28 protein-coding genes and 1 tRNA gene are annotated in these 25259 nt (G+C 38.2%); 11 read left to right on the top strand and 18 right to left on the bottom strand.

All coding sequences use genetic code 11. The annotated features are described in order from the left end of the window. Positions 1-106: 106 nt before the first annotated feature. Positions 107-427 carry a hypothetical protein gene (locus ACG9ZL_RS16870; protein ID WP_151956723.1) on the bottom strand — a complete coding sequence of 107 codons (321 nt, stop codon included), beginning with the start codon at positions 425-427 and terminating at the stop codon, positions 107-109. Positions 428-709: 282 nt separating this feature from the next. On the opposite strand from ACG9ZL_RS16870, the gene ACG9ZL_RS16865 reads away from it, so the two are divergent. Both ACG9ZL_RS16865 and ACG9ZL_RS16860 read left to right on the top strand, forming a co-directional pair. Further along, complete coding sequence (locus ACG9ZL_RS16865; RefSeq protein WP_004718547.1) at positions 710-937, top strand: hypothetical protein; 228 nt, start codon at positions 710-712, stop codon at positions 935-937. Positions 938-1252: 315 nt separating this feature from the next. Further along, positions 1253-1328 (top strand) — tRNA-Thr (locus ACG9ZL_RS16860). 101 nt (positions 1329-1429) lie between these two features. Here the strand turns inward: ACG9ZL_RS16860 and ACG9ZL_RS16855 are convergent. The 3 genes from ACG9ZL_RS16855 to ACG9ZL_RS16845 form a co-directional block, all read right to left on the bottom strand. Continuing rightward, on the bottom strand, positions 1430-2248 hold the full coding sequence (locus tag ACG9ZL_RS16855) for an SAM-dependent methyltransferase (RefSeq protein ID WP_419360850.1): 819 nt from the start codon (positions 2246-2248) through the stop codon (positions 1430-1432). Between the two features lie 60 nt (positions 2249-2308). Beyond that, complete coding sequence (locus ACG9ZL_RS16850; RefSeq protein WP_336952407.1) at positions 2309-3607, bottom strand: FAD-dependent oxidoreductase; 1299 nt, start codon at positions 3605-3607, stop codon at positions 2309-2311. 809 nt (positions 3608-4416) lie between these two features. Further along, the gene (locus tag ACG9ZL_RS16845; protein WP_419360849.1) at positions 4417-5292 is read right to left on the bottom strand and encodes a pirin family protein; all 876 of its coding nucleotides are present in this window, start codon (positions 5290-5292) and stop codon (positions 4417-4419) included. A 277-nt stretch (positions 5293-5569) separates the two neighbouring features. Here ACG9ZL_RS16845 and ycaC point away from each other — a divergent pair, with 277 nt between their 5' ends. After that, the gene (ycaC, locus tag ACG9ZL_RS16840) at positions 5570-6196 is read left to right on the top strand and encodes an isochorismate family cysteine hydrolase YcaC (RefSeq protein WP_004818434.1); all 627 of its coding nucleotides are present in this window, start codon (positions 5570-5572) and stop codon (positions 6194-6196) included. A 118-nt stretch (positions 6197-6314) separates the two neighbouring features. After that, entirely contained in the window at positions 6315-7238 is a 924-nt protein-coding gene (locus tag ACG9ZL_RS16835; RefSeq protein WP_004718559.1) for a LysR substrate-binding domain-containing protein, read from the top strand. 68 nt (positions 7239-7306) lie between these two features. Here ACG9ZL_RS16835 and ahpC read toward each other — a convergent pair whose 3' ends face one another. After that, positions 7307-7870 (bottom strand): alkyl hydroperoxide reductase subunit C, encoded by a 564-nt coding sequence (gene ahpC, locus ACG9ZL_RS16830; RefSeq protein WP_004718560.1) that lies wholly within the window; start codon positions 7868-7870, stop codon positions 7307-7309. A 220-nt stretch (positions 7871-8090) separates the two neighbouring features. On the opposite strand from ahpC, the gene ACG9ZL_RS16825 reads away from it, so the two are divergent. Then, positions 8091-8426 carry a hypothetical protein gene (locus ACG9ZL_RS16825; protein ID WP_336952409.1) on the top strand — a complete coding sequence of 112 codons (336 nt, stop codon included), beginning with the start codon at positions 8091-8093 and terminating at the stop codon, positions 8424-8426. A 33-nt stretch (positions 8427-8459) separates the two neighbouring features. Here ACG9ZL_RS16825 and ACG9ZL_RS16820 read toward each other — a convergent pair whose 3' ends face one another. Then, positions 8460-9095 carry a TetR/AcrR family transcriptional regulator gene (locus tag ACG9ZL_RS16820; protein ID WP_419326959.1) on the bottom strand — a complete coding sequence of 212 codons (636 nt, stop codon included), beginning with the start codon at positions 9093-9095 and terminating at the stop codon, positions 8460-8462. Between the two features lie 150 nt (positions 9096-9245). Here ACG9ZL_RS16820 and ACG9ZL_RS16815 point away from each other — a divergent pair, with 150 nt between their 5' ends. Next, positions 9246-9710, top strand: a complete 465-nt coding sequence (locus ACG9ZL_RS16815) for a hotdog fold domain-containing protein (RefSeq protein ID WP_336952411.1) — start codon at positions 9246-9248, stop codon at positions 9708-9710. A gap of 84 nt (positions 9711-9794) precedes the next feature. Here ACG9ZL_RS16815 and ssb read toward each other — a convergent pair whose 3' ends face one another. The 3 genes from ssb to ACG9ZL_RS16800 all read right to left on the bottom strand — a co-directional run bounded on the left by ssb (position 9795) and on the right by ACG9ZL_RS16800 (position 13041). Beyond that, entirely contained in the window at positions 9795-10403 is a 609-nt protein-coding gene (ssb, locus tag ACG9ZL_RS16810; RefSeq protein ID WP_105713882.1) for a single-stranded DNA-binding protein, read from the bottom strand. Between the two features lie 51 nt (positions 10404-10454). Beyond that, on the bottom strand, positions 10455-11819 hold the full coding sequence (locus tag ACG9ZL_RS16805; protein WP_336952412.1) for an MFS transporter: 1365 nt from the start codon (positions 11817-11819) through the stop codon (positions 10455-10457). A 139-nt stretch (positions 11820-11958) separates the two neighbouring features. Next, positions 11959-13041 (bottom strand): DUF475 domain-containing protein, encoded by a 1083-nt coding sequence (locus tag ACG9ZL_RS16800; protein ID WP_171066888.1) that lies wholly within the window; start codon positions 13039-13041, stop codon positions 11959-11961. Positions 13042-13275: 234 nt separating this feature from the next. Between ACG9ZL_RS16800 and tenA the strand changes: the two genes are divergently transcribed. Further along, positions 13276-13944, top strand: a complete 669-nt coding sequence (gene tenA / locus ACG9ZL_RS16795; RefSeq protein ID WP_336952413.1) for a thiaminase II — start codon at positions 13276-13278, stop codon at positions 13942-13944. Positions 13945-14102: 158 nt separating this feature from the next. Here tenA and ACG9ZL_RS16790 read toward each other — a convergent pair whose 3' ends face one another. Further along, positions 14103-15932 (bottom strand): choice-of-anchor I family protein, encoded by a 1830-nt coding sequence (locus tag ACG9ZL_RS16790; protein WP_419360845.1) that lies wholly within the window; start codon positions 15930-15932, stop codon positions 14103-14105. A gap of 201 nt (positions 15933-16133) precedes the next feature. On the opposite strand from ACG9ZL_RS16790, the gene mdtD reads away from it, so the two are divergent. The 3 genes from mdtD to dinB all read left to right on the top strand — a co-directional run bounded on the left by mdtD (position 16134) and on the right by dinB (position 19541). Then, positions 16134-17525 carry a multidrug transporter subunit MdtD gene (gene mdtD / locus ACG9ZL_RS16785; protein ID WP_419326954.1) on the top strand — a complete coding sequence of 464 codons (1392 nt, stop codon included), beginning with the start codon at positions 16134-16136 and terminating at the stop codon, positions 17523-17525. A gap of 79 nt (positions 17526-17604) precedes the next feature. After that, on the top strand, positions 17605-18363 hold the full coding sequence (locus ACG9ZL_RS16780; protein ID WP_234623400.1) for a glycoside hydrolase family 25 protein: 759 nt from the start codon (positions 17605-17607) through the stop codon (positions 18361-18363). A gap of 122 nt (positions 18364-18485) precedes the next feature. Further along, a complete protein-coding gene (gene dinB / locus ACG9ZL_RS16775; RefSeq protein ID WP_419326953.1) occupies positions 18486-19541 on the top strand; it encodes a DNA polymerase IV in 1056 nt (351 codons plus the stop codon). 41 nt (positions 19542-19582) lie between these two features. On the opposite strand, the gene ACG9ZL_RS16770 is transcribed toward dinB, so the two are convergent. Together ACG9ZL_RS16770 and ACG9ZL_RS16765 are read right to left on the bottom strand one after the other, a co-directional pair. Beyond that, complete coding sequence (locus ACG9ZL_RS16770) at positions 19583-20182, bottom strand: alpha/beta fold hydrolase (protein ID WP_419360843.1); 600 nt, start codon at positions 20180-20182, stop codon at positions 19583-19585. Positions 20183-20208: 26 nt separating this feature from the next. Beyond that, complete coding sequence (locus tag ACG9ZL_RS16765; protein WP_419360841.1) at positions 20209-20850, bottom strand: glutathione S-transferase family protein; 642 nt, start codon at positions 20848-20850, stop codon at positions 20209-20211. A gap of 135 nt (positions 20851-20985) precedes the next feature. Between ACG9ZL_RS16765 and ACG9ZL_RS16760 the strand changes: the two genes are divergently transcribed. Next, entirely contained in the window at positions 20986-21432 is a 447-nt protein-coding gene (locus ACG9ZL_RS16760; protein WP_336952426.1) for a surface-adhesin E family protein, read from the top strand. Between the two features lie 81 nt (positions 21433-21513). Here ACG9ZL_RS16760 and ACG9ZL_RS16755 read toward each other — a convergent pair whose 3' ends face one another. The 6 genes from ACG9ZL_RS16755 to ACG9ZL_RS16730 all read right to left on the bottom strand — a co-directional run bounded on the left by ACG9ZL_RS16755 (position 21514) and on the right by ACG9ZL_RS16730 (position 25242). Continuing rightward, positions 21514-21912 carry an OsmC family protein gene (locus ACG9ZL_RS16755; protein ID WP_336952428.1) on the bottom strand — a complete coding sequence of 133 codons (399 nt, stop codon included), beginning with the start codon at positions 21910-21912 and terminating at the stop codon, positions 21514-21516. Positions 21913-22059: 147 nt separating this feature from the next. Next, the gene (locus ACG9ZL_RS16750) at positions 22060-23007 is read right to left on the bottom strand and encodes a pirin family protein (protein ID WP_419360839.1); all 948 of its coding nucleotides are present in this window, start codon (positions 23005-23007) and stop codon (positions 22060-22062) included. A 264-nt stretch (positions 23008-23271) separates the two neighbouring features. Beyond that, a complete protein-coding gene (locus tag ACG9ZL_RS16745) occupies positions 23272-23595 on the bottom strand; it encodes a DUF2798 domain-containing protein (RefSeq protein ID WP_419360837.1) in 324 nt (107 codons plus the stop codon). Further along, positions 23588-23890 (bottom strand): DUF3861 domain-containing protein, encoded by a 303-nt coding sequence (locus ACG9ZL_RS16740; protein WP_336952432.1) that lies wholly within the window; start codon positions 23888-23890, stop codon positions 23588-23590. Before ACG9ZL_RS16740 ends, ACG9ZL_RS16745 begins: the two co-directional genes overlap by 8 nt. A 381-nt stretch (positions 23891-24271) precedes the next feature. Continuing rightward, positions 24272-24661 (bottom strand): Fur family transcriptional regulator, encoded by a 390-nt coding sequence (locus ACG9ZL_RS16735; protein WP_336952434.1) that lies wholly within the window; start codon positions 24659-24661, stop codon positions 24272-24274. A 38-nt stretch (positions 24662-24699) separates the two neighbouring features. Further along, positions 24700-25242 (bottom strand): PadR family transcriptional regulator, encoded by a 543-nt coding sequence (locus tag ACG9ZL_RS16730; RefSeq protein WP_336952436.1) that lies wholly within the window; start codon positions 25240-25242, stop codon positions 24700-24702. Positions 25243-25259: the final 17 nt, after the last annotated feature.

Raw genomic sequence — 25259 nt, 5'->3', positions numbered from 1 at the left:
CAGCTTGAGCGGTAACATGATCGCTCGGAGTAGCGCTGGAAATTCTATAAGATAACCAAACCCTCTATTTAACCATAACACTCTAGCCGAAATAAAAAACAATCCTTTATCTCGTCTCAGTTGGCATCACAACATCCGCAGACTGACATACCTCTTGCCATTTTAGCTTAAAATCATTAATCGCTTTTTGTCGGGTTAAAGGTATCTGATAAATCGGTACACTCTTTGCATCGTCAATCATACCTTTTAACAATACCTGTTCTTTTGCAGACAATGCTTCAGGATTAAAATCAACATCATCCAACGATAAACCGTTTTGACGTAACTGCATTAACATTTCGGAGGTCTGTTCAAGTAACTGACATTCTTTAGGAGCTTCAGCATGTGCGACAGAAACCAATAATAATAAAATACTGAATCGTTTCATTCTCAATTGTTCTAGTTTTTACTTAACTTAGTTATACGATATTTGAGCTATTTTTTGAAGCAAATAGATACATATCCACTCAACTAAAAAGACAATTGACTATTTCAATTCAAACTTTCTTGAATTAGTATCAAGTGAAAAGAACTTCTAGCACGATTCAAAGGAGGTGAAATACAAAATAAAAATCATATAGATGTAACGTTCTCTTAAGATAATCATGATGCGGTACTTATTAGCGATTCAAACAAGTTAAAAGCATAAAACTGCTATTCGGGAGTGACAATGAATAACAGCGCCAATTATGTAAGACAAGTCAAAAATGCTAAACGTGGTGGATACACCCCAACTATTGCCAAAGATGTAAATAAGCATAAAATTCAGAAAGCTATCCAATTGATTGAGCAATGGAGAAAACTCGCAAACGAATTGAAACCCCAAATGCAAATAGATATGGCAATCACCCTAGAAGAATGCGCACAAGATCTGGATCATATTTTAAGGAGAAAATAAGTCTATATTTCAAAACTGATAAAGATTTATTGATTTAACCCCAAATACTCAAGGCTTACTCCTCCGTAAGCCTTTTTAGTTGGAAGCTTAAAGCGATTACTAACCGTTGCTCTAGCTATCTTTGCTTTTTTGTCTACCTGCAAGTTAAAAGCGATAAAATCCTTTGCTCTCTAAAAATCTAAGCATTCATAGCACACGACATTATCAACTTCAAATCAATACTCGATCGCTAAGACTATAAATATTAAAGATTATTCAATTGTTTATTTTTTAGCTTGCAATCTTATAAATATTCTGTAAAATTCTCGCCACGTTGCCGGCATAGCTCAGTTGGTAGAGCAACTGACTTGTAATCAGTAGGTCCACAGTTCGAATCCGTGTGCCGGCACCATTTTTACTTAGCCTCGCTTTTTTAGTGAGGCTTTGTTGTTTTTGGCTTAGGCATTTTCTTATAATTTTTGATCTGCTTGATCTCATCACAAATAATAAAAATTATGTTTTGACCGCGCTGAGCTGTATATATCGAACGATTCCCTCTTCAAATAACCTTTGACAAAGTTTTGCGGTCATTTGTATTTTGAGCTGATCTAACCCTCCTTGCTCTGTTTTCGCTCTTGTCTCAATATATTGACTAAAGCCAGCCAATACTGCTGTGGATATATCTTCAAGCGCGATTTGTTCAAGATCATGCTGTTGCAGTGCATGATTGATTTGTGTCGCGGTCATCAGTGATTTTAAATCAACATCAGCGGCTTTAAGTAACCATCTGTATTTCATTTTTTGTTTTGAATTTAAAACTGTGTCTGAAAGCATCAACGTATGAAAACCCAAACGACCTTTTGAATTTAAAATTGGAACAACTGAATTTAAAAATAAGTTTAAATCGCTGTGGTAAGCCGCATCAATACACAACACCACATCAAAAGGTGGCGTCAATAAAAGCGCATTTAAATTTAAAAAAGATTGGCAGTGAATCGCCCTAATCTGCGGGAGTTGTTTTTGAATTTTATCGACACACTGTTGTTGTAACTCAACCGCTTCTAAATCTTGAATTTGGTAGTGTTCTAACCAGTATTTTAAACTGGCACCTTGACCACAACCTAGGTCTAGTACCCGATCATGTTGTTTAAGCTGTACCGCTTGTGCAAGACGTTCAGCAAGTTGCTGACAGGCTTGAGGGTAAGAGGATGTAGCCTCATCCCAATACCCTAAGTTGGTCCAAGCACATTCAGCGTCATCTCCTAGCATTTTTGCATCGATTGCATATTTATGTTTTGGAAGTTTTTGCTGAATCGCTTGAAGCCATTTCATTTTAAATCATTCACTTATTCAGTTATGAATTCATTAAACTTTATATGAATTCACTGGGTTTTAATAGCCAAGTTGGGGAGCCACCTCAACTTTAGGTTTTAATCCTACAAATGGCAATGGTGCACCAAAAATTTCTGCGATATGCATTGCAGAAGTTACCGCAGATTCAAGAATTGGCAAACCATCACATGACCATGAACCACAATAGAATACTTTGCGGTTGGCGACTTTATGACGCGCTTGCAACTCGATGTTTAAAGCCACTGTTTCAGAATCCACCACAGCACGGGTTAAAGTCACTGTAGAAATAACTTTCTTCGGATCGATGCTGGTCACAGGACGCCAGGTTTGGAACACTGGAGATTTACCCACCAAACTTGGTTCAATCGAGTTCAGCCAAACTGTGAATTGTTGTTTGGTAAATTTGCGATCCATCATATAGCTCAATACAGCCCAATCTTTACGATTTGGTGGCATCACGGATGCATCGGTATGCATAACCAACTCGCCTTGTTCAAACTTAAATTTTTGCAATAAAGCGATATCATCAGCAAATTGTTGTTTATTTAAAAAGTTTTCTAATTTATTGGTCGGTGTTGCTACTACCACACGGTCAAATTGAAATTGCTCACCTTGTGCATTTTCAACCAGAACAACGTTACCCTGTTCCTCAACTTTGGTAATTTCAGAACCACTGTGAATATCGATATCTTCAATCAATTTATCGACAAAAGCAGGCGTTCCACCGTGTAAACGCAATAAAGCATCACCATCAGTTAATTGCTTTAAAAAGATTAAGAGTGGTTTTGCAGGCCATTCACCGATGGTTTTAGGATCACAAGTACAAATGGTATAAAGCACAGGCATCACCGCACCATGCCAAAATACTTCTTCAATGTCATGGTGATTGATAAAATCAGCAAGGGTAATGTCTTGGTTTTTAGATTTAAAAAACTGAGAGATTGCTGTTTTAAGCTGCAACATCCCTTTCACTAAACGCCAACCATACTGTTTAAGCCCTTTACGGTTATTGATAATGGGAAAATTACCAATACGGGTACGTGATGTGGTTAACCAAGTTTCAGTTTTATCTTCAAATAACCAGCTACACGCCATAAAGGTACGCACTGGAAAGGTTTTTATGCCGAGGTGTGTTGCAAGGCTCAGGGTGTTTTTCCATAAATGCTGATTCATCACGCGCAAAGGTGCATCAATTAAACCACCTTCAAACTCAATGCTATGACTATCCATACCACGACCAGGTAATGCTTCGAAGATGGTAATGTTATGACCTGCATCTTTAAGAATTCTTGCGGTGGCCAGGCCAGCCATACCACTACCAATCACTGCAATATCCAAAGTTATTATCCGTGCGTAACCATTTTTTTTATTATGAGCTATAGCCGATTAAATCGCGGTATTAAAAAGTTCCAGTTTTAACTTTTTTTGTTGGAAATTTTTTAGGAAAAATCTCCGCCCACCGTGTTTATTCAATTTTAGTCGTTTTACGCCAGAACTTTCTGCCATACACTGCTTATACTTGATTGATATTTATATATATAAAAAAATACTGTTAAAAACATATAGATAATTTAACTTTTTATTAAAAAAACATTTACAAATACCAATTTATTAATTATTATTTACACCATAAAAATGATAAACAATTCACATTTACAATAAAAACAAATAATTATGACAACAGACAATAAAAGAAACTACAGCATAAAAGGATCTCTATAGTGTGGAATAGAGATCCTTTTTTTTACTTTGAATTTGCTTTTTAAGTAAATCACTTGCACGACGTGTAAAATAGCTGCATTCAAAAAAGCCAAGGTACAGTGGATACAAATTAACCAAATGAAATATATTGTGCTTTACTTCACATTTTTAATTAATTATGATGTACAAATAACAAAATAATTAATCAAAACAAGACATACTCATCTAAAGAAAAAACTACAGCGTAAGAGAGCTTCTGTTCAATAAGAGCAAAGCTCTTTTCTTTTTTTAAATTTCTAATCTTTTGGTTCTAAAAATTTTAAATATAAAAAAAGCGGATTTTAAAATCCGCTTTTTGACTTCTATCGATATTTCATACATGGCTGAGCTTATAGACTTGAGACGTGAAAGGTATCCGTTATACAAATACCGTTCATCAGTACCAACTAAGCTTCCGCTACAATTTCACCAAATTTGCCATTATTGAAATCGTTAAACGCTTGCACGATTTCTTCTTTGCTATTCATTACAAATGGACCATAGCCTTGGATTGGCTCATTCAATGGTTTACCTGTAAGCACCAAAAACTTAGCATCTTGCACCGCTTCAAGTTGAATTGCTGCATCACCATCTTTTTCAAACATGACAATCGAGCTATCGAGCACCTTTTGTGTACCATTGAGCAGCATTTCACCTTCTAGTACAACCACCAAAGTATTGTGGTCAACTGGCACATGAATAATTTGCTCATGACTCGCTTTAAGCTGACCATCCCAAACATTGACAGGGCTAAAGGTTGAAGCAGCACCTTGTTGTTCAGCATATTTCCCAGCAACCACACGTAAGTGGCCTGCATCATCATCAAAATGAATCACAGGAATATCTTGCGCAGAAATTGCTTGATACTTAGGTTGGGTCATTTTATCTGCCGCAGGTAAATTCACCCAAAGCTGAACCATTTCAAAGATTCCCCCTTTTTCAGTGAATTCATGTGAATGGAATTCTTCATGAACCAATCCTGCGCCCGCAGTCATCCATTGCACATCACCTGTTTTAATGGTTCCACCACCACCATGTGAGTCTTTATGGGTAACTTCACCTTGGTAGGCAATCGTTACTGTTTCAAAGCCACGATGTGGATGTGAACCTACACCGTGCTGTTCATGGCTAGGTGCAAATGTATAAGGCGCTGCATAATCCAATAATAAAAAAGGACTAATCGCTTGACCTAAACGATCATAAGAAAACAAATTTTTTACAGGAAAGCCATCACCAACCCAATGCATATTTTGATTGCGGTATACACCAATAATTCTTTTCATCTCAATACTCCTATCTCTAGGCTTTAATATGAATCCATTTTAAGTTTTTTAAAGTGATCAATACAGCAATCTACCAATACGCTGAATCCCAAATATAGGATATTCAACAGCCAAGGCTCAGCGTAGTTTTTAATCAATAATCTTATTTATGAGATTATTAATCTCAGTTTATAGGCTTAATTATCATGATTAAGCCACGTAACATGAAATCCATGCAAAATAATTTGTTTTGTATTTAAGCACAATTTAAATTTTAGTGACTTCAAGGATATAAAAAATGGGAAAACCTTACGTTCGTTTAAACAAAGATGATGCTGCGGTATTGTTAGTCGATCATCAAACTGGATTACTTTCTTTAGTCCGTGACATTGACCCAGATAAGTTTAAAAATAATGTTCTGGCACTGGCTGCTGCAGCTCAATATTTTAACCTTCCAACCATTTTGACCACCAGTTTTGAAGATGGTCCCAATGGTCCACTGGTACCCGAGTTAAAAGCACTTTTTCCAGATGCACCATATATCGCTCGCCCTGGTCAAATCAATGCTTGGGACAATGAAGACTTTGTCAAAGCAGTAAAAGCAACAGGCAAAAAACAACTGATTATCGCAGGTGTTGTCACCGAGGTTTGTGTTGCATTTCCGGCACTTTCTGCCCTAGAAGAAGATTTTGAGGTCTTTGTCATCACCGATGCTTCTGGAACATTTAACCCGCTGACACGTGACTCAGCTTGGGATCGTATGAGCAATGCAGGCGCGCAATTAATGACTTGGTTTGGTGCCTCTTGTGAGCTGCATCGTGATTGGCGTAATGATATTGAAGGTTTAGGTACGCTATTTGGTAACCATATCCCTGACTATCGTAACCTGATCAATAGCTACACTCAAAATACTTCTCAGAAATAAGACAATGATTTAAGCGAGAAATGTAATCTTTTGCATTTCTTGCTTTTATTTGTACAAATTTTAAAATATTTTCCTATTAATGATACTATTTAATCATCAACACACTTGAGATGAAGCTGTGCACTCTTTTGATGACTACTATTATTTCTATCTGGTGGTAAAGCATGGTGGATTTAGTGCTGCCAGTGAAGCCAGTAATATCACCAAGTCTAAACTGAGCCGACGTATTCTGGATTTAGAAGCTAAATTTAATGTGACCTTGATTCAACGCTCAACCCGACATTTTAAAGTCACACCACTCGGACAAGAGTTTTTTGAGGAATGTGCAAAGATTATTGAACAAGCCGATAATGCTCAGAATGTCTTATTAAAACAAGAAATTGAATTACAGGGACTGATTAAAATTAGTTGCCCACCGGTGATGATGGAACATCAAATTCGACCAATTCTAAATCAGTTTTTAAAAAAATATCCTAAAGTTCGGGTTGAATTGGCACTCACCAGTCGACGTATCGATGTGCTGCATGATGATATTGATTTGGCCATTCGTACTAATTTTTCAAGCAATGAAGACTCCAGTATTATCGTTAGAGATGTAATTAAAACCACGCACTGTTTAGTGATTAGTCCTGAACTTTTAGGCGATCGTGAAATCCAACATGTTACAGAACTTTGTGAATTTCCAACCATTGTATTAGGTACAGATAAACAGCACTATCATTGGCATTTACATCATATTCAGCAACGAGAAGAAATCGATATTCCATTACAGCCTCGAGTCAAAAGTAATGACTTAATGGGTGCGTATTATGCAGTACTCGATGGCTTAGGTATTGCCGATCTTCCCTATTTAACGGTAGAACGAGACATTGCTTCAGGGCGTTTAATCCATCTGTTACCAGAGTGGTGTTCCAATATTGGTGTTGTACAGTTGGTTTATGCATCTCGCAAAGGTCAACGCTTAGTCATGGAAAAATTGATTGAAGATTTAGTCGATGGTATTCGTGCCTATGCACCTAAACACGATGGTTATATTTTATAAAGCCAAGCGAACAATAAAAAAACCAGAAGTTTAACTTCTGGTTTTTCAATTCTAACCCTATGCAATGATTAGATTTTACCGATCAAATCAATTGAAGGTGCAAGTGTTGCATCGCCTTCTTTCCATTTTGCAGGACATACTTCACCTGGGTGGGCATGCACATATTGTGCTGCTTTCACTTTACGCAGTAATTCTTGTGCATCACGTCCAATGCCACCGGCATTGATTTCAATAATTTGAATTTTACCTTCAGGATCAATTACGAAAGTGCCACGATCTGCAAGGCCTTCAGCTTCAATCAACACTTCAAAGTTTTTTGCCAAAGCCCAAGTTGGATCACCCACCATTGGATATTGAATCTTTTTGATTTCATCTGAGTTGTCATGCCATGCTTTATGGGTAAAGTGTGTATCGGTAGAAACTGAGTAAATTTCTACACCCATTTTTTGGAATTCAGCATAGTTATCTGCTAGATCGCCTAACTCTGTTGGGCAGACAAAAGTAAAGTCAGCAGGATAGAAAAATACCACAGACCATTTACCCAAGAAGTCTTTTTCAGACACTTCGATAAATTCACCATTTTTATATGCAGTTGCGTTAAATGCTTTAACTTCAGTATTGATCAAACTCATTTGGTCTTTCTCCAATAGATTTCAGGGATTGCTTATCTGTGGAATCACTATACGAAAAATTATTAAATCGGTAAAACTGGAGTTTTTAATAAAAATAATCGGTTTTATAGATTTATTTTTCCAATCTGTTGGCTTGGTTTGATTGAAAATATTATTTCAAACTTTGCTTGACCTTTCGCCTTTTACTCTATAGATTTTCTTTTTGAGTGGACTTTAAAAAATGACGTTCTCAATTCTTTTGGAGCAATTCCAAAACCTTCCTTTTGGTACAGATGCTTTTAAACAACTGAAAATAAACTGCGAATCTCAAATTGCTCATTCTGAGGCTGATTTTGAGAAAACGGCGATTTTTATGATTTATGGTTTTGCCAAAAACTATGTCTTACTTTATGAAGACCAAGCCATTACTGCTGAATTTGCGGCAAAAGCAAAAAACCAATTGCTAGGCTATATGCAGCAACTCGACACAGCAATCCAGACTCAAAATAGTGCAACAATTCTTAATCACTTAGATCAAGTCACAGCGCACTATATGCAAAGCTCACGAATTTTTTAATCACAGTATCCGTAATTCAACAAGCTTGGTTATTCAGCCTTGTTGTTGCTGATATACGCTTTCTAAACTGCACCAAGCCGCATGTGCCAATGCTGCTTGGTAAACTTTTGGCGTGGCTTTCACTTTACCTGACAACCATGCCCGACAATAACTTTCTGTCGATCCAACCATAAATGACAATAATAATTCATGGGGAATGTTCTTGATCACCCCATAATCGGGTTGTTGCTTCATCCAAGCCAATAAGTGTTGATTACGTAAATGATTCTGCTGTTTTAGCTGATCCCGCTGAATACTTTTAGAAATACTAAAATTGGCAGCATATAAAAATCTTGCAAAATCTGGATAATCCATGACCCAATCTATATAGCTTGCTGTCATCACTTGAATACCCTGCTGTAGACTTTGTGCAGACAATAATGCTTGATCACGGCGTTCCGCTTGGTCTTCTATGGCTAAAATATACAGGGCTGCCACTAAACCTTCTTTATTTTTAAAATGGTGGTAAATCGCCCCCACACTGGTTTGTGCACGTTCACGGATCATTTCTATTGTTGTTGTTTCAATCCCATGTTCTAAAAAACAAGCTAATGCTTCCGTTAAAATCACCCGTTTTAATTCTGCACGGCGCCCACTATAACGACGTTCCAACAAACTTTGATTATTCATCTACAGCCTTTGATTTTATTTAAGCATTTTCTATATGACATTTTACGCGATTCAAATCGTCTGTCGAGCCAACAACAGAATTTAATTCTGTATTAGAATAATATTCTGTAAACTAAATAATATTCTGTAAACTAAATAAGGAATACAACAATGAGCCAAACCCTAAAACTGTGGAATAGATTTAAAAATAAGCCTGCTGGCAAATGGACATTTTCAAAATTATTGTGCTTAAAAGCACCTTATTTCAGCAGTATCTCACCTGTTTTTGAACGACTTGAAGCGAACTATGCTGAAATTAAAATCAAAAAACACCGTGCTGTTCTCAATCATATTGGTACAGTCCATGCTATTGCCATGTGTAATATGGCTGAACTTGCTGGCGGAACCATGACTGATGTAACCGTGCCTTCCTCGCATCGTTGGATTCCCAAAGGGATGACGGTTGAATATTTAAAGAAGGCTGAAACTGATTTAATTGCGATTGCCACGCCTGTTGAAAGCAATTTTCAGTGGAATCAAGGTAGTGATTATTTGGTCAATGTGGAGGTTAAAAACATGCACAATGATCTGGTATTTAAAGCTGTGATTACCATGTGGGTTTCAGCAAAAAAGTGATTGTCTAAAACCAAATCATGAGGTTCATAAAAAAACCCTTTGTTTTCACAAAGGGTTTTTGATCAAGCTTGACCGTTTTATCAATTAAAACGGTAAGTCATCATCTAAATCCGCAGGGGCAGCAGTAGGTGCTGATGGTGTAGCTGCAGGTTTAGGCGATTGAAAACCTTGATTTACGTTGTTTCCGCCATTGCCATAGCCACCTTGTGGATTGGCATTGCCGTAACCACCACCTTGATTACCTTGATTCGCATAACCGCCACCACCTTGGTTGTTGTTAAAACCACCTTGCTGGTTGTTATTGAAACGTGGTTGGTTATAACCACCATTGTCAGCAGCAGCGCCTTCACCTTGTTGACGGTTGTTGTCAAGCATCTGCATTTGTTCGCCACGAATTTCAGTGGTATAGCGCTCTTGACCATTTTGATCCGTCCACTGACGGGTACGTAAAGAACCTTCAATATAAACTTTTGAACCTTTACGTAAATACTGCTGTGCAATCTCACCTAAACGGTTGTGCAATACAATACGATGCCATTCCGTTTGTTCTTTTCTTTCACCGGAATTTTTGTCTGTCCAAGATTCACTTGTCGCAATTGAAAATTGAGTGAGAGAACCCCCATTTGGGAAAGTTTTAGTCTCAGGATCACGACCTAAAGTACCAACTAAAATAACTTTATTTACACCACGCATTAGATGTTATCTTCCTATTCGATTCTATGTTTTACTTTATAAGAGTTATGTTTAAATGGCTACCTCTTTCCCAAACAACTGCGTTAAATGTTGTCGCGCAGCATCATCAATTTGCTGTTTATCAACTTTTATATACGCAACTTGCTGGTCAGACATAACCACAACTTCCTCAATACCACGAATTGACAACAACTGAGAAGTCCAATTATCGGTTTGTTTATCCTCAGGCAATCGTAATACGATTGATGTTAAATATCGTGGTTGAGCTAGCCCAAAACTAATGAGCAACCAAAGTATAGCAATAGCTGATAAGACACTCCAACCCATTGTTGTATTATTGAGCAAAATTAATTGCCCACCAAGTGTCCCACCAAAAAAAGCCCCTAAAAATTGAGCACTTGCATTGACGCCCATCGCTGTTGCTTTGGATTGAATCGGCGCTGCTTTAGACAGCCATGATGGGAGTAATGCTTCCATGACATTAAAGGCAATAAAGAACAATCCAAGGCCTAACAACAAGACATATTTGGATTCATAACCAAAAATCAGAATGACTAATCCTGCTATAATTCCCGCAATTGCCGTTAGAAAAATGCTGCGCATTTTACGGTATTTTTCAGCCAGAATAATGCTCGGAAATGCAAAGAACAGACTGATGACCAACAAAGGCAAGTAAACAATGCCATGTTGCGCCAAAGGGATCCCAGCAAAATTGATCAATTGAGAAGGCACATAAACAAACATTGCGGTAAGCAATAAGTGCAACGCAAAAACTGAAACATGCAGACGATTCAGATCGCCCATTTTTAAGACTTGTTTGAGCTGATGCAGATAACCTTGTTTAAAGTTTTTATGATGACGGGTGGTTTTAGGCACCATAAACAACATGAGAATTGCCAATAACCCCATAATTGTTGTTACCCAGAATAGCCCTGAAATCCCCACCAAACTGGTGAGCCAAGGTCCTAAACTAAAAGCCACAACAAAAGACAAACCGATACTCATGCCCATCACAGCCATGGCTTTGGTTCGATTCTCTTCACGGGTGACATCAGCCAGCAAAGCCATAACAACCGCAGATACAGCGCCAGCTCCAGCAATCGCACGGCCAATAATGACCCCATAAATGGTTTCAGACATTGCCGCAACAGCACCACCCAAAGCAAACAGCAGTAAGCCAAAAATAATCAAAGGTTTACGACTAAAACGATCTGCCCATAAGCTAAAAGGAATTTGCAGAAGTGCTTGGCTGAGGCCATAGACACCGACCGCTAAACCGATCAAAGCAGGTGTTGCATACTGATAGGACTGACCAACCACCGCAAACACAGGGATAATCATGAACAACCCCAACATGCGTAAAGCAAAAATACTACTTAATGCAAAGGTCGAGCGGCGTTCTAAAGGATTCATCATATCTACTGGCTTATCAAAACTGGCGAGCTAATTATCAAACACATCATCGCATATTGTGGCAACTTTGTGGAAACATTGAGCATAAAAAAGAGCACTGTTAAAGTGCTCTTGTATTGTAATCTCTTTTCTTAAAAAAGGATTAACTCTGTTGTTCAATTCGCTTGTTATATTGAATTGATGCAATGACTGCCCAAACAATAAATGCAACACCAATCAAACCAGTGACTACTTCAGGTACATGTAAACCTGTACCACTTGCAATCATGATAAATGCCAAAGCGCCAATGGCATAATGCGCACCATGCTCAAGGTAGATATAGGCATCAAGTGTACCTTTATCGACCAAGTAGATTGTCATTGAACGAACAAACATCGCACCAATAGCTAAACCGAGCATAATAATGACAACATCAGAGGTAATCGCAAATGCACCGATTACGCCGTCAAAACTAAACGATGCATCTAAGACTTCTAGGTAAATAAAGCCACCAATACCAGCTTTGATGACACCTGTAGGTGCACCATTGGCATCATGACCCACAGCATTGCCGTCTTCATCTACTTCTGGCTCGCCACCTAGTAGATGACTGAGTACTTGTACACCGATATAAATCACGATGCCCCAAATACCTGCCATTGTGACCACAAGGCGTTTCGCTTCATCTACATTTGCAGCCATAATCAGCAATGCAACTAGAGCAAGGAATACCGACATTGCGGGTACATTGGCTAAGTTGGCTAAACGCTTTTCAATCCATTTAAACCAATGGGTATCTTTACCTTCATCCAAGAAAAAGTTTAAAAATACCAACAACAAGAATGAACCACCAAAAGCGGCGATTTCAGCATGATGTGCCAATAATTTTTCTGAGTATTGAATTGGATCATTTAATGCCATTTTCACAACATCAAACATGCCCATATCCGCTGTGACTGCAACAATCACAACCGGAAATACCAGTCGCATACCAAACACAGCAATCAAAATACCAACGGTTAAAAAGATCATTTTCCAGAAATGATCCCAATTACGCAGTACAGATGCATTTACAACAGCATTGTCAAAAGACAGAGACACTTCCATAACAGCAAGAATTGCCGTAATGGTCAGTGCAGAGAGCATGGCTTGCACGCCTGCATTTGGACCATGGGTAAAGCCCCAATATGCAGAGATTGCCAAACACACGATCGTAAAAAATATTGAGAAACCAAAATGTTTCATCATGGGAATTCGACCTACGGAGAATAGTTTTTGAATCAGAAAACTGAAATAAAAATCGCGTTTTTAATGCGCACATTATGACGACTTTTTCACATTTATCCAAAGTTCTTTGTCATATTTTTATGCAAATACAATCGAATTTTCTGCATTCAAATACCTAAAGCAATTTAGAGTTGCTATAGTCTTGCAAACTGAAATCATTTTATAACTTGAATCACTGCATAGGAAAACGGCATGTCTTTTTCTCAAGACGTTTGGCAACGTAATCTTGCTTTATATAACAAAACTTTAGCGCTTCCATTTAACCAAGAACTTGCGACAGGCTCATTAAACAAGGAAGCTTTTTGTCATTATGTGATTCAGGATGCGCATTATCTGGTGGCATATGGTCGTGCATTGGCTGTCTGTGGTGCAAAAGCATTTGATGCTGACGATATCATCCAATTTACCCAAGGTGCGAAAGAAGCGATTGTGGTTGAACGTAGCCTACACGATGGATTTATGAAAGATTTTGGGATTAGCAAAGCTGACTTTGAGAATACCCCCCTTACCCTTGCCTGCCATCACTACACGACTTTTTTAACTGCGACGGCTTGGTCTGAAAGCTATCCTGTGGTTTTGGCTTCGTTACTGCCTTGCTTCTGGATTTATGCAGAAGTTGGTAAAGATATTGTGAGTAAATCTATTGCCAATAATCCATATCAAGCATGGATCGATACCTATTCGGGTGAAGAGTTTAACCAAGCAGTTAAAAATGTTTTAGCAACGATTGACCGTATTGCAGAACATTGCGATGCAGATACCCTTGAGAAAATGCATAAAGCCTATACCAAAGGTGCTGAATTAGAATGGCTGTTCTGGGATAGCGCTTATCATCAAAGACAATGGTTAGGCTTAGATTAGTAATACAATTTTATTGAAAATTGATGATGTTATATAAAGATGAATAATTCATCTACTTTATGTGTCTTATCTACAACTATCCCTTATAAAACTGAGGGATAGCCTCAATAAAAAGAGTGCCAAAGCACTCTTCACTCGCAACAGAATACACTAAAATGCTATTTTAAGTTAATCTGATAAATTGCTGTACTGCCACTGACTTCATTGCCCACTATCAACATAGGCTTTGCATTTGGTGAATCTTTGGCAGAGACAAACGTCAGCCCTTCAGGACCTAAATCACTTTTCTCAATCAGAATCTGCTTGCCATCCTTGTTTAAGATTGGCTGACCTTTGGCATCTTTATAAACCTGATCCTGTTTAAAAGTACGATTATTAAAATACTGTATAAACACAGGCTTTTCTGGATTGCTAATATCGTATACCATTATCCCACTTTGGCGCTCTAAGCCTATAAAGGCAAAGGTTTTTTTGCCAATCGTACCCAGCGCTAAACCTTCAGGCTCAGGCCCTTTATTGTCACTTCGGTCATCAAAAGCCACCGCTTCATGATCACTATTAAAATAATTTGGAAATAGCTCAGCAACTTTACGCTCAAACTCACTGCCTGAATCCCAAACTAACTTGCCTTGTGCATCCCATATACTGAAAGAACGCGCGCCATAGCTATAAAGTTTGCTATAGGTCAATAATCCATTGGCATCCAATTTTGGTGAGCCATCCGTGTTGGTTTGATAACCCATATTCCAAGCAATGTTTAAACGTCCTAATTGTGTATCATCACGGCACATGCTTGGATCAGTCGCTGTTGCACCACAATAGGCAAAAACCGTTGCATCTAGTTTGGCACCTTTTACACCTGTTGCAAGATTGACTAAGTGTGCGGGATAATCACCTTTGTTATTGAAACCTTTGACATTAAACAGATGTTTCATTCGAATTGCTTCAACAAAACCTTGGCTTTGATCTCCTGCATAGTACGCTTTTGAGTCTTTTAGCCATTCACGTGAATCACCTTCATTGGCGGTGACTAAATAACTCGCCCCATTGGCTTGATAATGGGCAATTGAATCAGGTTGATACATCCCCACCAAACCTGGCCAAGTTTGGATGTTAATTTTTCCATCTTTATCACTGACATCTAGTGCATTGTGAGCAAGCCCATGATCTTTATAACCTAATGGAAAAATATCAGTCACTTTTTTAGCAACGATATCAATTTTGGCAATGGCATTATTTTCTTGTAAGGTCACCCAAGCGGTTTTCCCATCATTGCTGATGGTGATGTATTCAGGCTCTAGATCTTGAGCCACCGTCGCTTTAGGACCAAAAATGCGTACACCCGATTTAATCAAATCGGCTTTTTTATCATTAAACGCTTTAAAATCGGCAAGGCTAGCGGTTGGTCGTTGAATATTGCTAATATCAATAATGCTGATTGAACCTTCAGGATCGATACTATAGTCATCATTCGGTTCCGCCTCATTTGCCACCAAAACAGTTTTACCATCTGGACTAAATGTCAGCATATCAGGTAAAGCACCAACTTCGACTTGACTAATCAATTTCAAATCTTTGGCATTAAAAAAAGCCACAATACCTTTATCTGTTTTTTGTTTGGCTTGAACAGCAAGTGCCACAATGCCATTTCTAATCGCAACTGAATTTACTTCAGAATCAGCTAAAGCTTCACGAGCCGAAAGCTCACCAATATGCACAGGCGTTTCTGGTTTAGACACATCTAACACATCAACCAAACCCTTTTTAGCATTGACCACAAATACCCGTTTTGTTGTTGCATCATATGCGGGAATCTCTGCTGCACTTTCAGCAAAAATACCCGTTTCATAACGCCCCAGTAAGCTTAAATTAATGCTTTCAGGTGTGCTTTCTTCAACCGTTGGCGCTGTTGTTTTATGATCATCATTACATGCCACTAAACCCACAGAAAGCATTGCTAAACACAATGCTGAAACTTTTATGTTCATAAACAGCCCATTTTTTGTTTAATTTGGCTTAATGTATCCATCACGGGTGTAAGTTCCATGACAAGCAGATTACAGTTTTATGGCAATTTCTTGAACATTCAATTGGATATTGCGCCTGATTCAATATAAAGCAACGATTTCATACAGATTTAGTCAGATGATTGTTTTAAAATATTCACAAAATGGGATTATTTAAGTTCTATGACGACTACGCCATCGCACAGTAAACTCCAACCTAAATTCTATTTATTGGTTTTTTTAGTTTCGATCGGCTTTTTCATGCAAGGCTTAGATACCACGATTATCAATACCGCTTTGCCTGCGATGGCAGAAAGCCTGCAAGAAAATCCATTAAAAATGCATGGCATCGTGATTAGCTATGTCTTGGCAGTTGCTGCATGTATTCCTTTAAGTGGTTGGTTGGCAGATCGCTTTGGGGTACGAAATATCTTTTTTGCAGCGATCGTGATTTTTACCGCTGCCTCATTGGGCTGTGCACTGTCCAATGACTTCAATCTGCTTATTGTATTTCGAGTTATTCAAGGTATCGGTGGCGCATTACTGGTTCCAGTCGGGCGACTCGCCATGTTAAAAATCATCCCTCGTGAGCAGTTTCTTTCTGCAATGAGTTTGATGAGCTTAGCAGGCTTACTCGGTCCATTAATGGGCCCGATCTTAGGCGGTTGGTTGGTCGAATATGCGTCTTGGCACTGGATTTTTCTGATTAATTTACCCATCGGTATTTTAGGCACTTTTGTCACCTTTAAAGCCATGCCCAATGTGACTGAAGCATCGGTAAAATCCTTTGATTTCAGTGGCTTTATCCTATTGGCAATCGCAATGGTGGGAATGGCTTTAGGGATTGAAAATATTGCTAGCAATGAAATCTCCAGAAGCCTGAGCTTAAGCTTACTTTTCGCAGGGATAATCTCAGCATTGGTCTATGCCTATCATGCCCATACCCATAAAAATGCATTGTTTCGTAGTCGACTGTTTAAAAATAAAATCTATACCATCGGTGTACTCGGTAATTTCTTTGCGCGCTTTGGTGGAAATGCGGTTCCTTTTATTTTGCCACTGATGCTTCAAGTCGCCTTTAAAATGGAACCTTTTATGACTGGGGTAATGATGACCCCAATTGTACTTGGTTCATTATTTTCTAAACCCATCATTCGCCCGATTCTACAACGTACTGGTTATCGTCCATTTCTACTGGTCAATACCTTATTGATCGGTGCATGTATTGCCAGTTTTGCCTTACATACAGCGGATACCCCGACATGGTTAGGTGTAGTGCATTTCTTTATTTTTGGCGTACTCAACTCATTACAGTTTGTGACCATGAATACCCTTACACTTAAAGATCTCCCGCAACAGGATGCCAGTAGTGGGAATAGCTTTTTATCAATGATTATGATGTTATCAATGAGTATTGGGATTGCTTTGGCAGGTACTTTACTCAATGCATTTACAGGCTATTTTAGTGAAGCGCATATTACACAAGCATTTCACTATACCCTGATTTGCTTAGGTGCGATTAACATCATTACGGCGTTGATATTCTTTCAAATTCCCAAAGATGCGCAAATTTAAGTGTTGCAATTTTTATTCAGCCATCGTTTTTTAGAACCAAAGCACGTTAAACTGATCCATCTGGATATTTAGAAAAACCATGTCAAAATACGCTGCGAAAAAACACAAACAGCAAAAAATCACTCGCAATAGCTCAGTTTTAGCGATCGCACTTTTCTGCTGCGTCATACTCGGCACTTTGTTTTTTGTTCATAATAATGCTGCCTTGGCTGAAGCCTATCCGATTAAAGGTTTCGATGTTTCACATCATCAAGGTGATATTGATTGGAAAAAAATCTCTCCGCAGCACTATCAGTTTGTCTATCTCAAAGCCACTGAAGGTGGCGATTATCAAGATGATAAATTTCAGCAGTATTGGTTAGAAGCACGTGAACGTGGTATGCGCGTGGGGGCTTATCACTTCTTTCGTTTATGTCGTGATGGTGACATTCAAGCACAGAATTTTATTAAAACGGTGCCAAATAAAAGTAATGCCTTGCCCCCTGTGATGGACTTGGAATATGACAGCAGTTGTATAAACACCTATACCAAAGAACAATTAATCAAACACATCAAAAGTATGCATGATCAATTGCAAAAGCATTACGGTAAACAACCGATTTTTTATACCTCTAAAATCTTTTACAACATGGTACTCACAGGTGAGTTTAAAGATACACCGATTTGGATTCGTGAATATAAAGATAAGCCTGATTTAAAAGACCAACGTGCATGGACATTTTGGCAACAGAGCAACCAAGGTAAAATTCAAGGCATCGAAAAAAATGTCGATTTAAATGTGTTTTATGGTGATGCAGAACAGTGGCAGCAATTTTTACAGAAAAATAAGTTGAATTAAGTGCAATCAAAATCTTTCATGACATAAGCTGTCGCATATTCTTTACAAAATTCAAATTCATCAATAGAAACAAATCAAGATCGGTTAGAATAATTACACAGCGTTTCAACACTGTGTAATTCATGAGAAAAATCATCCATATTGACATGGATGCATTCTATGCATCTGTAGAGCTACTCGACCGTCCTGAATTAAAGCACTTGCCTGTAGTGATTTCATCACATCATCCTCGGGCTGTGATTGCTGCTGCATCCTACCCAGCGCGTCAGTTTGGGTTACGTTCTGCCATGTCGATGTCACAGGCAAAAAAACGTTGTCCTCAGGTCTATGTGATTGAACCGAATTTTGAAAAATATCGTGATGTTTCTGTAAAAATTCATGAAATTTTTCAAAAATACACTGCGCTTATCGAACCTTTATCTTTAGATGAAGCTTATTTAGATGTCACTGAAAATTTACAAAATATTCCCAGTGCAACTGAAGTGGCGGAACGAATTCGAGCCGATATTTTTCAACAAACAGGGCTTACGGCTTCAGCAGGTGTGGCACCGAATAAATTTCTTGCCAAAATTGCCTCGGATTGGAATAAACCCAATGGCATTTGCATCATTAAACCGACCCAAGTTCAACATTTTATCCATGATTTACCCCTGAAAAAAATTCCCGGTGTTGGTAAGGTCACTCAGGAAAAACTGAAAAGCTTAAACTTAGAGACTTTGGGTGATTTGCAAAAAATTGAAGAAAATATACTGATCCATCATTTTGGCAAATATGGCAGACAGTTATTTTTATATGCCCAAGGTATTGATGATCGTCCAGTACAAGCCGAACGACAACGTCAGCAAATTTCTAAAGAAACCACATTTGATGATGATCTCAGCCTTGAACAGTGTTCAATCTATTGGGACAATTTAATTGAACGTGTTTGGCTCAGTTTAGAAAAAAAACACATGCAGGCTCGTGGTGTCACCGTGAAGTTAAAACTCAAGAATTTTCAAGTTTTACAGCACAGTAAAAGTTTTAAAACCGCACTTCAATCACAGCAAGAAATGGTTCAAGTCATTCAAATATTATTAAGCGAAATGCAAATTCCTGAGCATTTTCAATTCCGTTTAATCGGAGTCGGTTTGTATCAACTGACAGATCAGCAAGATGAAGCACAATTATCATTATGGTAAACACAAATGAAAAAGACATGTGCCGCATCAGCTTAAATCTTTTACTTTATATCAGAAATAAAATCTTGAATTAATCTAGCCACTTGATGGGCGTGTACATTGGCCAAATCATGTTGACCTTGTTCAATGACATGCAATCTAGAATGCTGGATTTTTTCATGTAAATATTTACCCACACCCACAGGGCTAATGGGATCTGCATCCCCCCACAGCAACAGGACTGGGCACTCTATTTTATATAATAAATCATCTAGATGGGATTGATGCTCGACAAACCAATTGGGTACTGCAAATGTTTGCTGGTAATCCCCCCGCCAATTGGCAACCTGAAAAGGACTTAAATCAATTCCACCAGAGCTTGCAACCAAAACCAAAGCGTTGATCAATTCAGGTTTTTGTAATGCAGCTTGAACTGCAAAAACACCTCCCATAGATTGAGCAATTACAATGCTGGGTTGTTGAATTTGGTGGAGAATATAACTCTGCAAATCGTCAAAACTATGAATATGCGGATGCTCTGGATGCCCAGCAAAACTTGGATAGGCCATCACTGTTTTTTGATGATCGGCTGAAAGCTGCTGTATAACAGGTTGCCAAAACGCTGTACTTCCCGATGCACCTGGTAAAAAAATTAAATGCATTCACCCATCCCCTTGATATACAAAATTTAATCATCACTCTTTAGTTTAGCGCGTTGAAAAGCAGGACGCTGCTGAATTCGTTCAGCATAGGCAGCCAGTCGAGGGGTTTTATTTTTAGTTCGTTGTTGCATGGCAATCACGGGAAAACTCATTTGAATGTCGGCAAAAGAAAACTCACCTGCGGCATAGTCATGTTGACTAAAATAATCTTCCAAAAAGGCTGCATGTTCTTTTAAACGAGGATTGCTAAAGCCACCACGGACACCTTCTGAAATTTTCTTTGCAATAGGACGAATTAAAAAAGGAACATGTTTTGGCATATTGGTCATCACCAATGTCATAACAAGATAAGGCATTAAAGAACCTTCGGCATAATGCATCCAGTAGTTATATTGCATTAAGTCTTTAGGATTCTGAGGCTTAAACTGATTTTTTGTATCATAGGTCGCCTGAAGATAATCTAAAATCACAGCAGACTCTGCAATGGTCAGGTCACCATCGGTCAATACAGGTGACTTTCCAAGCGGATGAACTGCTTTTAACTCAGGGGGTGCAGCAAAAGTAGGTAAGCGTTTATAGTACTTAATCTGATATTCAAGCCCTAGCTCCTCTAAAGCCCAAATAATACGGAGTGAACGAGATTGATCAAGGTGATGTAATGTAATCATTGTATTGCCTCAGTTTTTATTCTTCGACTATAAATTGATCTCAACTTTTCAACAATTCTATTACTGTATTTAAATCATTTTTTTATCAACTTTGTTTATACTCTAGCTTCAATATTGGTTATTCTGAGAATAAAAATGAAGTCACTTACCCCATTAATTTTCTTCTTTATTTGTTCAAATCTATATGCATATCAACCCAAGCTTATGTTACTGGGAGCTCTTGAGAATAAGGGAGAGTCCTTTATTGATGTAAATGCACATCAAAAAATTCGTGATTCGTTTAAGCAAGCTGTTATCTATGAAAAATATGCCCATCCTATAAAAGATGAGCAAGGTGTAACATATCAATCTGTTATTAAACAACTTATTGTGGATTGCACAGGAAAAACTATCGCCATTCGGGGCGCTGATTACTTTATAGGAAAAACCTCAAACAGCACATTAGTGAAAAAATTTGATGACATTACGTTGAGCCATGATGGTGAAACGGGGGCAGCTTTTTATTCCTTTGACGACTTAGAGTTTAAAGCGTTGAATCAAAATAAATTTTATAACAAGATTTATGTAAACACCTGTAAATAATCAATAAAAAATTGCATAATCTTACTGATAGAAAAAAAGATATTTTGTTTTTATACAAAATATCTTTTACATAGCCGTTTTTTAGATAATCGTGGTATTGATTTCCACACTACGCAATAAAGTCTTGGTCACTGGGGTTTTTTGGCAAATGTCTAACACTTTTTGATGCACCGCTTCAGACAACGGAGTCGCAAAAGACAAGCGACGCTCGACCCATTCTTTCCCCTCTTTATTGGCATTAAAATCAGCTTCAACTGTAAACTCACCCAAATCAAGCCCTTTGTGTTGAGCATACATACGCAAAGTAATCATGGTACAAGAAATTAAACCTGAACAAATAAAATCATAAGGCGCTAAGCCCTTGTCTTGCCCACCGAATGATTCTGGTTTGTCGGTAATCAGTTGATGTTTTCCACTCACCACCTCACCTGACCATGGTTCTGGATAGGTTTTTACCTTTGCATTTGCAATAATTGCCATTTTATTTTCCTTTAATCTTTAAATTTTTAGTGAATGCCAGTTTAAATAAAATTTGTAAACGCAACACTTGCGCTAAAGGCTGGTCAAATACACCTTTAACGCAAATTATTTAGTTTGAATCCATATTACAATGCACAATGCAGCACATCACTTCGATGCTCGCATCTTGTCTGGGAATGCTGGTGCTTCTAAACGTGGACCATCATAATCAGGGATCGTTCCAAAACGGGCATCCTGATTTGCCCATTGTTCTGTTGCTGTTTTTAGTTCTTCCTGTGTTCTGCCCACAAGATTCCACCACAGTAAAATAGGCGACTCAAAAGGTTCACCACCTATCAACAGTAAACGCGAGCCTTTTGGTAGTTCAACCTCAATCTGAGAAATTCCAGGTTCAATCACTACCATATTGTCACTATTTAAATCATGACCATTGACGGTTGCTTCACCTTCTAATGCCATAAATCCATATTCAAAATGAGGATTCAGTGGAATACGTGTCTTGGTTGATTCTTTTGCAAAAAAATCGATCCCCACTAATTCTGTATGCACTTTGACAGGAGATTTGATATTCATGAATTCACCGACTAAAACTGTAAATTCAATATGATCCTGCTCGACAACTGGTAATTCTGGATAATGATCAAACTGCGGTGCCATATTGATCTTATCATCAGGCAATGCAATCCAAAGCTGTGCAGCATGCATTCTGGTTTCAGTATCGGGAGCAACTTCTGTATGGGAAATTCCATAACCCGCAGTCATCAGATTCACTTGTTTAGGACGAATCAATTGTTTAGAGCCGATGCTGTCTGTATGCATCATCGTCCCTTCGATCATCCAAGTGAAAGTCTGTAATCCAATATGTGGATGCGGTCCGACATCCAATCCATCTCCCTGAGGAAATACCACTGGGCCAGCGTGATCTAAAAAGCACCATGCGCCAATCATGCGTTTTTGACGGCTTGGTAATGCACGTTTAATGACGGTGCCTTTGCCTATTTCTGCTGAACGAATTGGAAAATCTTGAATAAACTGATTCACGTATTTTTCACAATCGTCAGAGTTAGAAATCTCGGTATAGTTGGTATTGGTCATGTTGTTATCCTAAATTTGTCCATCAGCTCAGGACGTTATTTTAACTTCTACAATTTCATTTTATTTAGCTTATCGGTTTTATATACATTGGCCTATAGCTATCTTAATACGCTGAATACTATCAATAGGACAATAATAGTTTGGTTTTTGTTATGCATTTTCTGATCACAAAATTTGGAAACAATACTTTACCAAATTGAATATTCACGTTGGAATGTTTATAGACTCGTAGTCGCACCATGACATGTTCAAGTCTTGATCGAATTAAGCAGAAGGTGGTGGATTAAGATCCACAAATAATCCTGTGAAACGGCGAACCAGAGGTAAAAAAATTAATACTGTGGGAAAGGCAATCATCCATGAAAATAGCCAGACGCTAAACCATTTTGTAAAAAATCCATCAAACCAACCTACATTCTTCCATAAGTTAATCATGGAAATGGTGGCACTCATTAAAGCTGAAAGTATGAATGGCATAATCCACGCGGCATATTTTGCTGGTAATTTAGGAATTCCAGCAAAAATCATGGCAGGTTTATGTTGATGGTCTCTATTCTCGATCTTGGTTTCTGGTTTTAAATCACGCATTTTTCTTGACGTTCTGCTTTAAGTTTTTCATAAATTGTTTAACTGCTGGTTCAAAGTCTTGAAATAGCACATGATCGCGATGGGTAATTATAACTTCTAAAAAGAGTTTTAGTCCTACAGCAAATGCTTTGGTGGTTTCTTCATCAAAAAAATCAGCAGCTTTTAAGCGCTCTACAATTTGGAAAATATCATCGTGATTACCCACATTAAATTCGATATTTTCATCATAAGTTGATGGATGACCTTGCGCATCTGCAAGATGTTGAACAGTCACATGATATTGATGTTGTTTCATAAGATTTCTCTAACTTGTTAAATATTCGCCGTTGTTTAATGAAGGGTCTGTTGACAATTCGTCTACGTTTGCGACTAGGTGTGTTTTTTAAACGATACTAGGCGCGAGATACGAAATTTAGTCATTCTAAATGATGAGAAACGTCGTTTCGCAAGGTAACGACGTAGCGGCAAAAAACACGCTAGTCCCCTGCTGCGCCTTGCGCTGCAAACAAAGCAGTGCTTTGTTCTTGCTCAGGGTTGTGGCTAAAATTATCTCAGCCTTCGTTATAAAACTCGAAAATAGTCTCACTATTCTCTTCGTTTCATGCTTTACGACGTATACGTCTCATGCTCAATTTTAACCTACAACGCAAGCCATTTATGAAATGGCAACAGACCCTCATGTGGTACTAAATTTAATATCCAAAACATCAATATCAAACGCTTGAAAAACCTGCTCCACTGAGGCGATTAAAGACGCTTTATTGATCTGGGTCAGGTCGGCACATTGGATATTGAGTGACTCCACTTCGGATAAATAAGGTAAAGCATACTTAACTTCATCTCTACCGTGCAGATTTTGAGTAATCAAACCGACTTTCTCTAGATCGCTCACCACTCGATATATAGTGGATAAACTGATCTGCTTATTTTGTACATATAACTGCTGATAAATCTGCTTTGCTGTCAGTTGTGCTTTTTGATCCAACAGTGCTTTGAATACAATCACTCTTGCTTGGGTCACTTTTAAATTTGCCTGACGCAGTTTTTGTTGTATCTCACTACTCATGTCTCACCTAAACCTTCTATTGCCCTGTTATTGCATTGTTATAAACGCCCAATTTCTACTGCGGCTTGATCAATTTTTTCAGCGACTTGTCTAACTTGCTCGGCATCAAAATCTTTACCCTTAAGCTTTAAGCGCAATGATGTTTTTAAGTTTTCCATCGCACGATGAATATCCAAATATTGGTCATTTTCATGAATTTCGCGTCGAGTTTCCAAACGCTCTAATAAGTGTTTGATATGCGCGTGCTGCTCTTTTAAATGTAATTTTCCAGCATCTGTAATGTGATATTGCTTACGATCACCTTCTGTATTTTCAGCATGTAGAAAGCCAATTTCTTCAAGATAGGTCAGAGTTGGATAGATCGTGCCCGAACTTGGAGTATAGCCGCCACCGACTAGATCACTGATGGCTTTAATAATTTCATAACCATGTTTTGGCTGTTGCTGTATCAAATGTAAAACCAAAAGCTTCATTTTACCTGATTCAAACAACCGACCTCGTCGTCCACCATAACCTCGTTCGGTATGCTGTTCACGATGCTCAAAGTCATTTTGTGAATGAATATGTCGCTCTAATTTCATCTTTATTTTTCTCAAAT

It is taken from the genome of Acinetobacter legionensis, from assembly GCF_048551735.1.
Taxonomy (GTDB): domain Bacteria; phylum Pseudomonadota; class Gammaproteobacteria; order Pseudomonadales; family Moraxellaceae; genus Acinetobacter.
This window is presented reverse-complemented; position numbering and strand designations above follow the sequence as displayed.

Coding starts and splice junctions, on each gene's coding strand:
- ACG9ZL_RS16805 (WP_336952412.1), bottom strand. CDS start 11,819: ATGATGAATCCTTTAGAACGCCGCTCGACCTTTGCATTAAGTAGTATT.
- ACG9ZL_RS16770 (WP_419360843.1), bottom strand. CDS start 20,182: ATGCATTTAATTTTTTTACCAGGTGCATCGGGAAGTACAGCGTTTTGG.
- ACG9ZL_RS16845 (WP_419360849.1), bottom strand. CDS start 5,292: ATGAAAAGAATTATTGGTGTATACCGCAATCAAAATATGCATTGGGTT.
- ACG9ZL_RS16760 (WP_336952426.1), top strand. CDS start 20,986: ATGAAGTCACTTACCCCATTAATTTTCTTCTTTATTTGTTCAAATCTA.
- ACG9ZL_RS16820 (WP_419326959.1), bottom strand. CDS start 9,095: ATGAATAATCAAAGTTTGTTGGAACGTCGTTATAGTGGGCGCCGTGCA.
- ACG9ZL_RS16750 (WP_419360839.1), bottom strand. CDS start 23,007: ATGACCAATACCAACTATACCGAGATTTCTAACTCTGACGATTGTGAA.
- ACG9ZL_RS16815 (WP_336952411.1), top strand. CDS start 9,246: ATGAGCCAAACCCTAAAACTGTGGAATAGATTTAAAAATAAGCCTGCT.
- ACG9ZL_RS16730 (WP_336952436.1), bottom strand. CDS start 25,242: ATGAAATTAGAGCGACATATTCATTCACAAAATGACTTTGAGCATCGT.
- ycaC (WP_004818434.1), top strand. CDS start 5,570: ATGGGAAAACCTTACGTTCGTTTAAACAAAGATGATGCTGCGGTATTG.
- ACG9ZL_RS16825 (WP_336952409.1), top strand. CDS start 8,091: ATGACGTTCTCAATTCTTTTGGAGCAATTCCAAAACCTTCCTTTTGGT.
- ssb (WP_105713882.1), bottom strand. CDS start 10,403: ATGCGTGGTGTAAATAAAGTTATTTTAGTTGGTACTTTAGGTCGTGAT.
- mdtD (WP_419326954.1), top strand. CDS start 16,134: ATGACGACTACGCCATCGCACAGTAAACTCCAACCTAAATTCTATTTA.
- ACG9ZL_RS16780 (WP_234623400.1), top strand. CDS start 17,605: ATGTCAAAATACGCTGCGAAAAAACACAAACAGCAAAAAATCACTCGC.
- ACG9ZL_RS16765 (WP_419360841.1), bottom strand. CDS start 20,850: ATGATTACATTACATCACCTTGATCAATCTCGTTCACTCCGTATTATT.
- ACG9ZL_RS16870 (WP_151956723.1), bottom strand. CDS start 427: ATGAAACGATTCAGTATTTTATTATTATTGGTTTCTGTCGCACATGCT.
- ACG9ZL_RS16855 (WP_419360850.1), bottom strand. CDS start 2,248: ATGAAATGGCTTCAAGCGATTCAGCAAAAACTTCCAAAACATAAATAT.
- ACG9ZL_RS16735 (WP_336952434.1), bottom strand. CDS start 24,661: ATGAGTAGTGAGATACAACAAAAACTGCGTCAGGCAAATTTAAAAGTG.
- tenA (WP_336952413.1), top strand. CDS start 13,276: ATGTCTTTTTCTCAAGACGTTTGGCAACGTAATCTTGCTTTATATAAC.
- ahpC (WP_004718560.1), bottom strand. CDS start 7,870: ATGAGTTTGATCAATACTGAAGTTAAAGCATTTAACGCAACTGCATAT.
- ACG9ZL_RS16755 (WP_336952428.1), bottom strand. CDS start 21,912: ATGGCAATTATTGCAAATGCAAAGGTAAAAACCTATCCAGAACCATGG.
- ACG9ZL_RS16790 (WP_419360845.1), bottom strand. CDS start 15,932: ATGAACATAAAAGTTTCAGCATTGTGTTTAGCAATGCTTTCTGTGGGT.
- ACG9ZL_RS16740 (WP_336952432.1), bottom strand. CDS start 23,890: ATGAAACAACATCAATATCATGTGACTGTTCAACATCTTGCAGATGCG.
- ACG9ZL_RS16865 (WP_004718547.1), top strand. CDS start 710: ATGAATAACAGCGCCAATTATGTAAGACAAGTCAAAAATGCTAAACGT.
- ACG9ZL_RS16745 (WP_419360837.1), bottom strand. CDS start 23,595: ATGCGTGATTTAAAACCAGAAACCAAGATCGAGAATAGAGACCATCAA.
- dinB (WP_419326953.1), top strand. CDS start 18,486: ATGAGAAAAATCATCCATATTGACATGGATGCATTCTATGCATCTGTA.
- ACG9ZL_RS16800 (WP_171066888.1), bottom strand. CDS start 13,041: ATGAAACATTTTGGTTTCTCAATATTTTTTACGATCGTGTGTTTGGCA.